The sequence below is a fragment of the Vreelandella neptunia genome, from assembly GCF_022489065.1.
In the GTDB taxonomy this organism is placed as follows: Bacteria; Pseudomonadota; Gammaproteobacteria; order Pseudomonadales; family Halomonadaceae; genus Vreelandella; species Vreelandella neptunia_A.
This window is the reverse complement of sequence record NZ_JAKVTW010000002.1, coordinates 38,671-50,799: the sequence shown is the minus strand read 5'-3', so window position 1 is coordinate 50,799 and position 12,129 is coordinate 38,671. Positions and strand designations below refer to the sequence as shown.

Sequence of the window (12,129 nt, the reverse complement as noted above, 5' to 3'; positions counted from 1 at the left end):
TCCGTTGCAATGTGGTGTGCTATTCAGCGCCGCGCCAGCAGCTGGTGGAGGTGGCGGTAGGCAAGCGTGGCCATCTCTTTGGGCGGTGCTTTGGAAGGGTCTTGCTCAGCCTCTACGATTAGCCAGCCTTGATAATCACTGTTAGTGGCAAAATCGATCAGTGGCGAGAAGTCCAAGTAGCCATCCCCCGGTACAGTGAACATGCCGTCACGCACCCCTTGGTTGAAGCTAATATCGTCTTGGCGTACCTTCGCCATCACGTCACGCCGAATGTCTTTAAAGTGGAGATGGTTGATACGCTTGCCGTGACGCGCCAACAGCCTTTCCAAGTCACCGCCCCCCGCCACCACATGGCCAGCGTCGAACAAAAGGCCAACAGCGTCACCGGTATTGGCCATGAGTGAATCGATCTCCTCTTCACTTTCCACTACCATCATCAGGTGAGCATGGTAAGCAAGCGCGATACCGTGGCGGGCCTTGAGGGTTTCCGCAAAGCGCGTCATGCGTTCACCATAAGCCTGCCAGCCCGCCTGAGAGACAACGGGCGTCTGGGATAACGGAGCATTCAACGGGTCGTCGCCCGGCATCAGCCCACACTCGCCATACACCATTACCCGGGCGCCGCAGGCAGCGAGCAACTCGGCATGGGCCGCGACTTCTTCAAGTTCGATTTCTACATCGCGCTCGGCCAGAAAGCCGGAGTACCAGCCGCTGGCGAGCGAGAGGTTATACTCGTTTAACAAAGAGGTTAGCCGTGCTGACTCCCTTGGAAACTTTCGGCCCATTTCCACCCCCTGATAGCCACACTCGGCGGCTTCGCGAAGGAAGGTCTCAACTGGCGTTTCATTACCAAACTCTTCGATAACATCATTGGTCCAGCTCAACGGGTTAATACCCAGTTGTAGCTGATGGGGTATTAACAGGTCGGCTATCTTTTGGGTCATGTTGATCTCTTCACCGTTGCCATTTGATAGATCTATGATAGATTTATGATATAAAAATCATTAAGAGCGATAATCCATGACCAGAAAGCCATCGTCGACCCCTACAATGGTCGATATCGCAAAGGTTGCCGGGGTAGGAGTGGCGACAGTTGACCGTGTTTTCAGTGGCCGAGCAAGTGTCCGAAAGAAAACTGCCGAGAAGGTCTTAATCGCTGCAAAGTCATTAGGTTATATAAAAAAACCAGAGGATATCGAACATGATCGTAAGCTTTCTCCCGCGCAGCCCATCAAGCTTGGCTTCCTGCTTCAAAAGCGGCGCTCTCCGGTTTATCGCATTATTGCCGACACCTTGATAGACTCATCAAAAAACTATCAATCAGCCACGCTTTCGCCCGTTATTGAGTATTGCGACACGCTGGACCCAGGCCAGGTCTCTGCTGCCCTCTCGCGCCTCGGCCAGCAAGTAGAGGCAATCGGCGTAGTGGCCACCGATCACCCGGAGGTGTCGCACACCATTGCCCGGTTACGCCAACGGGGCATCCCGGTATTTGCCCTGCTTTCGGAACTGCCAGCAGGCGGCCAAAGCGCCGGATTTATCGGCCAGGATGCGCGCAGAATGGGCCGCACGGCGGCCTGGGCCATTAGCCGCATGAATCAGCCAGGCCCGGTGGGCATTATTACGGGAAGCCATCGCTATGTTTGCCAGGAGCTTTACGAAATTGGGTTTCGCAGCTACTTTCGCGAGAAGGCCTCCGACTTTAGCGTGGTAGAGCCCATGTTTAGTCTTGAAGATCCCGCCGTGGCGGCCCAGGCTACCCAGGCATTGCTGCACGCCGAGCCTGATTTGAAAGGACTGTATGTGGCCGGGGGCGGCATTGAGGGCGTTGTGACGACACTGCGTCAAAACAATCGGCAGGATCTTTTCGTGCTAGGCCACGACTTGACCGCGACGACGCGGGCCGCGCTGATAGACGGTACGATAGACATGTTGCTCTCGCTCCCACGCCGCGAAATGGCTGAGCGCACCATCGCCGCCATGGTCGACTGGCTCGCTGAAGAGCACAGGCCGGAAGGAACACGGCAATTTATTTTGCCCATTGACATCTACACGCCAGAGAGCGTATAGCGCAATTCTGCTGAGCGCTGGACAATAGGCTCAGCACACGCGAAAGGACAGGCATCCAAGCTACCTATGCTGTAATAACCTGCAATCGTCAGCTTAGAAAGCCGCTTTCGCGAGCGCTAACGTTATTGTTTAAACAGTGTGAAACCAAAAACAATTCATAAAATAACCACTGAGCATCATTAGAAGCTGGCTTACATACTGGCACATTCTTCGCTGTAGGAGCATTGACCAAAAGCGCTTCAAACCGCGCTCTTCAAGAAGCCCATAAACAGGAACCCATTACACACACGTTGATTCTATTGTGATGGTCACAGGTTTTACTCTGTTGACCAGGGTGTGCTAGTGCTAAGCAGACTTGGCAGGATAAAAAAAAGGTCGTAAATACAGAGAGGCTCCAACACCAACCGCCGAGCTTGTCATATCTCGACAAATACTTAGGAATGAGCACTGGTCGAAGCTAAAACCTATACTGCTTTAAAACCATGTCGAGAATAAGGCCAATCTGCGATCTGCTGCGAAAGGCACTCTTTCAACAGATGCGCACGAGCTTTTAGCGGCGGGCTCCGAGCGAAGCATTTGAACCTTGGAATACGGTCTATAAACGCTTCAACGGCTAGTCGGCGGTGTGAGTTTGCAGCACGTGGGTGAATGACCCTGATGTCAAATAGTTATTCATTGATGGCTCTTACGTCAAAGCAAATCACGTCAGTACAGGAGCCATCTCATACAAAATTCAAGCCTTTGATCCTGAATTCAACTAATAAGTGCAGCACCTGCGGTTTCTAGTGCTCCTGAGTATTTACCTAAGAACACCTGGGCTGGGGTTCGGTATTCCAGCCGCTTTCTTGGTCTATCGTTTAGCTTATTGACGACTCTTCGTAGCTCGGCATCGGTCACTTTTCGGAAGTCAGTACCTTTAGGAAAATACTGCCTAATCAGGCCATTGGTGTTTTCATTGGTACCACGCTGGCATGAGCAGTACGGGTCGCAAAAATAGGTCTTTGCCGAGACGGCCTTGGCTACTTTCCTGTGCTCGGCGAATTCCGCCCCATTATCCAAAGTGATGGTGCGCACGGCCCCTCGGCGTGGTGCCAATAACCGCGTCATCGCCTGAGCCGTTCTGGTGGCGGTGATCATTGGTAGCCGCGCTGCCAAAAGATAGCCACTGCGCCTTTCGACCAGCGTCACCAATCCGGATTCTTTGTGACCCTTGAGTACCGTATCGCCTTCCCAATGCCCGATATGGCGCCGTCCTCCCACCTCGGCAGGGCGCTGCTCAATACCGACCCGATGCGGGAACTTGCCTAACCCCGCCCGCTTAGCCAATTGGCGCTGATAGCGCCGTTGGCGTGGCAGTCGGAGCCGTTTCCATAATGTTCCGCCGTGCTGCTTGTCGTCCCAGATTAATGCGTAGATCCACTGATGGCTCACGCAAACCCCTTTGGCATTGGCCATAAAACCGCTGATTTGTTGAGGGCTCCATTCGTCCATTAATTGGCCAGTGACCCAGCGAATCAGGCTTGGCACTTTCCAGGCGCTACGTCGGCGCTGATCACTTGCCAATTGGGCCTGTTCAGGCGCATAGCCACTGATCAGACCGTTACGCTTTATCTCGCGGCTAATGGTGCTGCTGTGGACACCAATAGCCTTGGCGATCTGTCGCTGGCTGATGCCGGTCTCAAGATAGGCAAAAATTTGGTATCGTTGGACTTGGGTCAGTTGTCGGTATCCCATGCTCTGCTTCACTTTGGTAGGTAAGGCAGAGAGGGTACCGGCGCTGGCCCTCCTGCCTCTACCTTGTGGTCCAAAGTGCTGCGCTTATTCTATGAATCCAGGATAAAAGCAATCCAGGAAACTCCAGCAAGACTTATCAAGCCGTTGGCACGTACGGATTGCCCGCTGCAAAGTGCGGAGAGGTACGACAACACAGAAGCCTAGGCAATAATTAGCGACTTGCCCCCCCAGGTGATGCGTTGATTGCTGACAAAGACCATAACAGCGAGTGTACTTTTGAGCAGGTTGAAGCAAAGAGCATGAAGGCCGTAACTCCTCGCAAGCTTAATTCTAAAAAGGGAAATGTCAGTTTGGACAAGAAATGATACCGCTATCGACATTTTGTCTTACCCCTAACCTGCCGAAACTTCTGAATTAGAAAGCCATTAGCTCCTAAAACTTGAACAGAACCTTCATTGATTGATTGCGATCTTGGGCTAGAGAAAAGGCCTTATCCGCTTCCGCTAGTGACAATCGTTGTGTGATCAATGGGCGTACGTCGATTTTACGGGATGCAATTAGCTTTACAGCCTCCTCGAATTCAACATCGAAGCGGAAAGAGCCGCGAAAGTTCAGCTCCTTTGTGACGATATGGGTCAGTGGAGCCGTTGTCTCTAGGCCTAACATGCCAATCTGCACCACCGTTCCACAAGGCCGCGTTGCTGTAATGGCATCCGCAATGGCAGACGGATGGGCTGAGCACTCCAGAGAGACATCTACACATCCTCCCTCCTCGGTAAGTGCATCTAGCGCGCCCGGAACTGAGCTATCATAAGCTGCATTAGCTCCCAGCTGGCGTGCCAGATCCAGCGCACTTGCGGAAACATCTGTGACGGAAATATGCGCTGCCCCTGCATGACGCGCTACCAGTAGGCATAGAGCGCCAATGGGGCCAAAGCCCGTAATTAGCACACGCTTGTCGTTCAGGCCGTTTACCTGAGAAATTGCATGCAGGCAAACGGCAAGAGGCTCAGCCAATGCAGCTTCCTCCAGCGTCTCACCTGTATAGGGGAGTGCCTGAGCCGCCGTGCAGACCACGTGCTGACGGAACACTCCTTCTACAGGGGGATTTCGTGTAGCACTACCCATAAAGCACATAGAGGTGCAGAAGCGGACACGCCCAGCCCTGCATTCATCGCAAACCCTGCAGGATAGTGAAGGGTTGACTGCCACCCACTGACCGATGCGATCGGAATCGACACCACTTCCCACGGCCTGGATAATGCCGCAGCCTTCGTGACCCAACACCATAGGTTCTTGCATACGAATCTTCCCGAACCCTCCATGTAAGAAGTAATGCAAATCCGAACCACATATCCCAGCATAGCTGACACGGACACACACCTCGCCTGGACCGGGATGTGGCATAGGCCGTGAAGTGATGAAAAGTTTTCCTGGGCGTTCCAGTACCAATGTTTCTGACATTAGCTACCTCCTTGGTGCAATTGAGTTCCTTGACACTAATAAAATATCATATATGATGCATTAAAACAGCATATAGGAGGGGGTATGCAAATTAATGGAAAAACATCGGTTCTGGTACATCTAGCTTACCCTGCTGAACACCTGCAAACACCGCAGTTGTTCAATCCGCGCTGTACCGAACTGGGAATCAATGCTGCTTTAGTGCCATGGCAAGTCTCACCAAAAAGACTTGCTGACACTATGGCCGTTCTACGTTGCGCTGAAAGTCTGGCGGGAGCTATTGTGACTATTCCGCACAAGGAAGCCTGTGCCCGCCTTTGCGACCGGCTAGAGGGCGTGGCCGAAACGCTACAGGTCGCCAACGTCATTCGGCGTGAAGCAGATGGAACACTGACAGGACGCATTTTAGATGGCGAAGGATTTGTGGGAGGTATGCGCAAACAAGGCATTAATCTGCAACAGCGTTCTGCACTCATTGTAGGAGCTGGCGGGGTGGCTCTCGCCATTGCTGCCGCATTGATCAAGGCCGGCGTGATTCGCCTGCGGATTGCGAACCGCACCACTCAACGTGCAGAGGCAATGGTTGCTCGACTAAAGCTCTTATCGACGGCGCATGCTGTCTCTATTGAGGTTGGAACGGCAGATCCAACAGGCTTCGATATCGCTATTAATGCTACCTCTCTTGGAATGCGGGATGGCGATCCGCTTCCCATTCCGATTGATCTGATTAAACCTGACATGATCGTAGCGGAGGTAGTAATGGTTCCTAGGGTCACGCCTCTACTACAGGCGGCCACTGACCATGGGGCGATAGTCGTCCCAGGGGAGGCGATGATTGCCGGTCAAATTGACCCGTTCATCGATTTCGTGCTTGGCGACGCAACCAAGCGACATACTGCTTAAATTAGAGGTAAATATGATCATATTCGGAGCACCGCGTCGATATGTCCAAGGGGCTGGGGTAATGTCCCACATTGGCAAGGAACTTGCTCGGATAGGCCACTCAGCTGTCTTGATAGCTGACCGACGAGTGCAGGAGATTTGCGGCGATGTGATTCAGCAAAGCGCTTCAGCGGAAGGTGTTGATCTCACAGTCATTCCCTTTGCTGGCGAAATCACCTATGAAGAAATTGCGCGTATCGTGGATGAAATCGGCAATAGCAAACCAGAAATCATCATTAGTGCGGGCGGTGGAAAGACGATTGATACTGGCAAAATAGTTGCTCGCGATACCGGCGCCGCCTTTGTCTCAGTGCCAACCGTTGCCTCGAATGACTCCCCCACTAGCCATATCGCGGTGATCTATGACAAAGATCACAAGCTGGTTGGAGTTGAGGAGAATAATGGCAATCCAGAACTTGTACTGGTCGATACCGATATCATTATTAAAGCCCCGATAGAGTTACTGTCCGCCGGTGTCGGCGATGCGCTGGTCAAGGCTTTTGAAGTTGAGCAATGCATCAGTGCAGGTGGCAAAAATGTCTTTGGGGCAACCTCTCCTCTGACCGCACTGGCCTTGGCTCGTGCCTGCTACGATACTGTGCGAGAGCACATGATCGTAGCCTATCGTGCTCATGCTACTGGGGAAACCAACGAGTCTTTCGAGGCATTAGTTGAAGCTTGCGTTCTGATGAGCGGTTTAGCTTTCGAGAGTGGCGGACTTTCGGTTAGCCACGGCATGACGCGCGGCCTATCGGCCATTCCAGGCGTGGCCAGTGCTTTACATGGACACCAGGTAGCCTATGGCCTGCTGGTACAGCTAGAACTGGAAGAGCGTGATGCAGCCTTTATGGACGATATACGTGCCTTTTATCGCGATGCGAAGCTTCCGCTAAAATTATCGCATCTGGGAGCAGATCAGATCACTGAGTCGATAATTCAGACTATCGCGACAGTCTCCGCTGAAGCCTCACATATGAAGAAATTCAATCGTGAAATCTGCGCACGCGATATTGCCGAGGCCATCGCACGTATTGAGGCAGCGTAGATGACAGTCAATTTAGAACAGTTCTCATTGGAAGGACGGGTTGCTCTAGTGACCGGGGCTGGTCGCGGCATTGGCTTAGCCTTTGCGAAGGCACTGGCCAAGGCCGGTGCACATGTAGTCATTAACGACTTGCATTCAGATATTGCTGAGGAAGCCTGCCATTCCATTGAAAGGGAGGGCGGGAAGGCCACGCCGGCAGTTTTTAACGTAACCGATTTTGACGGTTTAGATGCATCAATCGAGGAGATTGTATCCAGTTTAGGGCGCCTGGACATCTTGATAAACAATGCTGGCATCCTGATTCGTTCACCCATCGAAGATCATACTATGCCGGACTTCATGCGCGTGATTGACATCAACCTGAATGCGGTCTATGCGGTTGCGCGGGCCTGTGCACGTCCAATGAAAGCACAGGGCAGAGGGCGCATCATTAATACCGGCTCTGTTATGTCAATTTCTTCTCGCCCTGGAGTCATTTCGTATGTGGCTGCAAAGCATGGTGTGCTGGGGCTGACGAGAGGTCTAGCTGCGGAGCTTGGGCCGCACAATATTACTGTCAACTCGATTGGGCCAGGCTATATCTTGACTGAAATGAACCAACACGTCCTCGGCACCCCCTTTGAGAAGACTGTAACCGATCGCACTCCAATGTCCCGCTGGGCGAAACCAAGTGAATTGGGAGGAACGGCTGTATTCCTTGCGTCTGATGCTGCTAGCTTCGTGACCGGTCAACTGCTGATGGTTGATGGTGGCATGACCAGTAATTCGCTGCTGGTAGAACCTCAGAGTCTTGGAGCATCAAGCTGATGATTCTGGATAACGCCATCAGCCGGGCCGAAGTCCGTCGCCTTGTGATCCCACTGCAGGCACCGGTGCATCTTGGCTCCGCGAGAATCACCGAGCGTACCTATGTCGCACTCAGACTCACACTAACGGACGGTACAACTGGCTATGCTTATGGCTACGACCGTGGGTTGCCCTTGTTCGAGATCGTGTCTGAGGCTGCCCGACGATATTTGGGTAACACTCTTCGAGATAAGAAAAAACTAGCTCTTACAGCCCTTGGGCCTACACCAGCCCCACGCGCGACAATGGTGCGTGGTGTGTCGCTTTGCGATATCGCTTTGTGGGATGCTCAATCAAAAGTCGAGGGCCTGCCCTTGCACGCTTTGCTGGGTACTTTGCGTGATCGGGTCGAGCTTATGCCGGTAATCGGATATGGCATGACCCCTGATGTCGCTGCCCGAGAAGGTGAAGCGCTCGCGGCCAAAGGCTTTCGCACAATCAAGCTAATGATCGACGGGAGAGACTTGTCCTTTGACACTGCCGTTGTTCACGCCCTAGCAGATGCGCTACCGAGTAACGTACGCTTTGGGCTAGATGCTCATTGGTCATGGTGTCGCGCCGCAGAGGCACTGCCTTGGTGTAGGCTAGCCGAAGAGACGAATGCACTTTTCTTGGAAGACCCAGTTGCCCCTACAGGTTGGCGTGTCGCGGCAGAATTACGTAGCCGCACTAGTGTGCCGTTGTGCCTTGGCGAGGATGCACTTGACGTAGCCTCGCTACGCGACATGATTGAGGGCTGTGACATACTACGGCTCGATGCTGCTGCTTCTGGCGGAATCGGTTACGCACTGGAGGGGCTTGCTCTTGCTCGGGGGCAAGGCCGCTCAGTTATTCCCCATGTCTTTGCCACGCTACACCAGCATCTTGGCTTCGCCAATGACACGGTTGAGCGAATCGAGGCAATCCTTCCTGAACTAGGGGCGGACCCCATTGATGCCTTCTTAATGCATCCTATGCAGATAGAGGATGGCATGCTGGTCGCTCCCATTAACCCGGGGGCGGGCGTGACACTTGACTGGCACTCGCTCGAACGCTTCACCACTCATCAAGAGGTACTGACGAGATGACAACAAACCAGGATACAAACGATTCGTTAGCAACCCTACCACCGTTGCCAGATATTAGTTTTGACCACACAGGCTTCATCACGCCGGATATCCATGCTTCCGTTCAATTCTGGCAGGACATTCTGGGGTTCGAAGCTCAGCCAATCGGAGAGCGTCGCCAAGAGTGGATCGGCGGTTTCATGGGAGTTAAAGATGCCCAGGTACGCCTAGTGCACTTATTCGGACATGGCTCACATATTGAGTTCATCCAGATCGATACCCCGTACGACGATGTAGCGATCACTCGAGCCTCGCAGGGCAACGTAGCACATATCTGCCTGATGACATCGGATGTGGATTCGTTGCGTGCACGTATCCTGGCTGGTGGGGGGAGCGAACAGGGGCGTATGGTATTTATAACCGAGGGCATCGCCAAGGGGCGCCGTGGACTCTATATGATGGATCCGCATGGTGTGTTGATTGAAATTGTCGAAAAGCCACAAAGCTGAAGAGAGTGTATTCATGACCAAAAAACTCACTCGACAAAATCTATCAGAGCAACTTTACACGAACCTCCGACTTGCCTTAATGAACGGTCAGTTCGAGCCTGGCGAGCGGCTTACGATCTCAGGTTTGGCAGAGGAGTATGGAACCTCAATTACTCCAGTACGAGAGGCAATCTTTCGCTTGGTTAGTGAGCGAGCACTGCAAATGCGGGCTGCTACTTCCTTCCAAGTGCCTCATTTCGACACCGGCCAGCTAATGGAAATCCAGGCAATCCGTGCAGAGCTGGAGGGGCGTGCAGCATTCGAGGCTGCAGGTCGCATAACACCAAAAGAATTGGATCAGTTACGCGAGATTCATGCAAAGTTTATCGCAGCAGCTTCGAAGGATCCGGCCAAAGCCAGCAACTTGAATCGTGATTTTCACTTCGCGCTGCTTAGTATGTCACGTATGCCTCTACTTGTAGGTATGTGCGAGAACATGTGGACACTGATCGGTCCAGTGCTACGTGTATTTCATATTCGGATGCCGGTCAGGGAGATCTCCAGCGATGAACACAAACATCACGAGCTACTAGACGCATTGTCAGCAGGCGATCGTGAGCGTAGCCGTAAAGCAATCCAAGAGGATATTTACTGGGCAGATGATCTGATCCTTCAGGTCGGTGAAGAGCTTTCCAAAAACTCCTCAGCGAGTTAAAGGACTAAAAGCTGTCTTTAAAATTTTGACTACTTATAATAATCATGCATCATGCATCATTATTATGTAGCTTATCAGTGAGTATCGTAATACCGGTCACATAGCAACTAAATTAGATTTTGTCTGAGGAGAAATAACAATGACTATCTCACGTAGACAGTTCATGAAATCTACTGCTCTAGGCGGGGCCGCAGTGGCCTCGGGTTTGGTCGCGCCCTCGATTTTACATGCCCAGTCGCCGACGTTACTGCGAATGAATCTAGTTGTAGGCAATCAAGATCCCACTTTCATCATGTGGCAGGACTTTGGTCGGCGGCTCGAGCAAGCTTCGGAGGGAACGCTTAGAATCGAGATCTACCCATCTGAGACTCTAGGTAAGACTAATGACATGATCGAGGCTGTGTCACGCGGCGCACCCGTTCTGCAGGATAGTGACCCAACCCATTTATACAACTACAAATCAGATTTCGCCTCCATGATGGCACCCTATCTGCTTAAAAAACCAGAAGATATTGGGAAGCTGTGGAACTCAGAGCTCGTTAAAAGCTGGGAGGAAGAAGTTCAGGCGCAAGGTCTCCGTGTTCTGACGATGACTTATTTTGGTACACGGCACCTGCTGTCCAATCGGCAAGTCATGACGCGTGCCGATACTCAGGGCCTGAAGATTCGCAATGCACCTACCAAGATGTGGAATGAGGTTGGGCGAGTTCTAGGTGGCAATATCACCAATACCGCCTTTTCGGAGGCTTATTCTGCTCTCAGCCAAGGCGTGGCCGACGGTGCTGAAAGCCCGCTATCGGTTATCCATTCGACCCGCTGGTTTGAAACTAAGCCCTATATTTCGCTGACTAATCATCTTGTTGCGACAACTTCAATCCTGATGTCACAGCAGGTTTATGAAAACCTACCTACCCCTGCTCAGCATGCGTTAGATACAGTCGGCCGAGGCTATACCAGTATCCGTCAACCTGAAATGATTGCATTAGAACAGGAATATCGCAATAAGTTAGAAGAGGCTGGTTTGGTTTTCAATGATGTTGATCAATCCAGTTTCCTGGATGCCGCTGCAGCGACCCCAAGCCATTTCCCGGAGTGGCCATCCAGTCTTTATGATCGCATTCACACAATTATTGGCTAACACTGTTGCCGACCTACACTTGGCTGCATCCCCCTGGTCGAATCCAGGGGGAGATCAAAACGTATTTATTGGTGCGATGTAGTCCTGGGGAGATTTTTATGCGGAATGCTATATTAGTTAAGGCCCGTCAAGCAGCCTGCAATGTAGAACTAATCGTCGCAGGAGGCTTTTTCGTCATTATGCTGGGTGTCGTTGTTGTAAATGTGTTTCTCCGCTATTTATTCCAGACTAGCGTTTTATTCACAGAAGAACTGGCCTATATAGGCTTCACGTGGTCCACTTTTTTGGCTATCGCTTGGCTATACCGTACACGCGCCCTGATTTCGGTCGATGTGCTTTTTGAACTATTTCCTATTCGGTTACAACGAGCTTTGGCACTGTTGGTAGATGCGTCACTGGTTGGGGCCAACCTATGGCTTGCTTGGCTATCATGGACACTGGCGCAAGGCGGGTTCATACGTCGCACCCCGGTTTTGGAGGTACCTTATTTCTGGCTTAATTTAGCACCGCTAGTCGCCTTCGTACTGATGGCTATTTATTCAGCCTATCACCTTATCTGCGATTCGCGTAGTCGGTGCGCTAAAACCAGCCAAGATGAAGCTAGTTTTTATAGTGGCCCGTCGGTTTAATGTTTCCCAGAC

Annotated in this window: 12 protein-coding genes; 9 read left to right on the top strand and 3 right to left on the bottom strand. The window is 51.9% G+C overall.

Translation table 11 applies throughout. From position 1 onward, the window contains the following. Positions 1 to 23 precede the first annotated feature (23 nt). On the bottom strand, positions 24 to 944 hold the full coding sequence (gene iolE, locus MLE19_RS04400; RefSeq protein ID WP_240716869.1) for a myo-inosose-2 dehydratase: 921 nt from the start codon (positions 942 to 944) through the stop codon (positions 24 to 26). A gap of 76 nt (positions 945 to 1,020) precedes the next feature. Between iolE and MLE19_RS04395 the strand changes: the two genes are divergently transcribed. Then, positions 1,021 to 2,070 (top strand): LacI family DNA-binding transcriptional regulator, encoded by a 1,050-nt coding sequence (locus MLE19_RS04395; RefSeq protein WP_240716868.1) that lies wholly within the window; start codon positions 1,021 to 1,023, stop codon positions 2,068 to 2,070. Positions 2,071 to 2,823: 753 nt separating this feature from the next. Here the strand turns inward: MLE19_RS04395 and MLE19_RS04390 are convergent. After that, positions 2,824 to 3,804 (bottom strand): IS30 family transposase, encoded by a 981-nt coding sequence (locus tag MLE19_RS04390; protein WP_240716867.1) that lies wholly within the window; start codon positions 3,802 to 3,804, stop codon positions 2,824 to 2,826. Between the two features lie 432 nt (positions 3,805 to 4,236). Then, positions 4,237 to 5,211, bottom strand: coding sequence for an L-idonate 5-dehydrogenase (locus MLE19_RS04385; RefSeq protein ID WP_240717193.1), 975 nt, complete (start codon positions 5,209 to 5,211; stop codon positions 4,237 to 4,239). 141 nt (positions 5,212 to 5,352) lie between these two features. Here MLE19_RS04385 and MLE19_RS04380 point away from each other — a divergent pair, with 141 nt between their 5' ends. The 8 genes from MLE19_RS04380 (at position 5,353) to MLE19_RS04345 (ending at position 12,117) form a co-directional block, all read left to right on the top strand. Beyond that, entirely contained in the window at positions 5,353 to 6,171 is an 819-nt protein-coding gene (locus MLE19_RS04380) for a shikimate dehydrogenase family protein (RefSeq protein WP_240716866.1), read from the top strand. Positions 6,172 to 6,184: 13 nt separating this feature from the next. Continuing rightward, positions 6,185 to 7,255, top strand: a complete 1,071-nt coding sequence (locus tag MLE19_RS04375) for a glycerol dehydrogenase (RefSeq protein WP_276322330.1) — start codon at positions 6,185 to 6,187, stop codon at positions 7,253 to 7,255. After that, positions 7,256 to 8,062 carry an SDR family NAD(P)-dependent oxidoreductase gene (locus MLE19_RS04370; protein ID WP_240716864.1) on the top strand — a complete coding sequence of 269 codons (807 nt, stop codon included), beginning with the start codon at positions 7,256 to 7,258 and terminating at the stop codon, positions 8,060 to 8,062. It abuts the gene before it with no gap. Continuing rightward, positions 8,062 to 9,168, top strand: coding sequence for a mandelate racemase/muconate lactonizing enzyme family protein (locus MLE19_RS04365; RefSeq protein ID WP_240716863.1), 1,107 nt, complete (start codon positions 8,062 to 8,064; stop codon positions 9,166 to 9,168). The genes MLE19_RS04370 and MLE19_RS04365 overlap by 1 nt, the downstream gene beginning before the upstream one ends. Then, the gene (locus tag MLE19_RS04360) at positions 9,165 to 9,656 is read left to right on the top strand and encodes a VOC family protein (protein ID WP_240716862.1); all 492 of its coding nucleotides are present in this window, start codon (positions 9,165 to 9,167) and stop codon (positions 9,654 to 9,656) included. The genes MLE19_RS04365 and MLE19_RS04360 overlap by 4 nt, the downstream gene beginning before the upstream one ends. 13 nt (positions 9,657 to 9,669) lie before the next feature. Continuing rightward, entirely contained in the window at positions 9,670 to 10,350 is a 681-nt protein-coding gene (locus MLE19_RS04355) for a GntR family transcriptional regulator (RefSeq protein WP_240716861.1), read from the top strand. Between the two features lie 139 nt (positions 10,351 to 10,489). Further along, on the top strand, positions 10,490 to 11,488 hold the full coding sequence (dctP, locus tag MLE19_RS04350) for a TRAP transporter substrate-binding protein DctP (protein ID WP_240716860.1): 999 nt from the start codon (positions 10,490 to 10,492) through the stop codon (positions 11,486 to 11,488). 98 nt (positions 11,489 to 11,586) lie between these two features. Further along, positions 11,587 to 12,117, top strand: coding sequence for a TRAP transporter small permease (locus MLE19_RS04345; protein WP_240716859.1), 531 nt, complete (start codon positions 11,587 to 11,589; stop codon positions 12,115 to 12,117). Positions 12,118 to 12,129 lie beyond the last annotated feature (12 nt).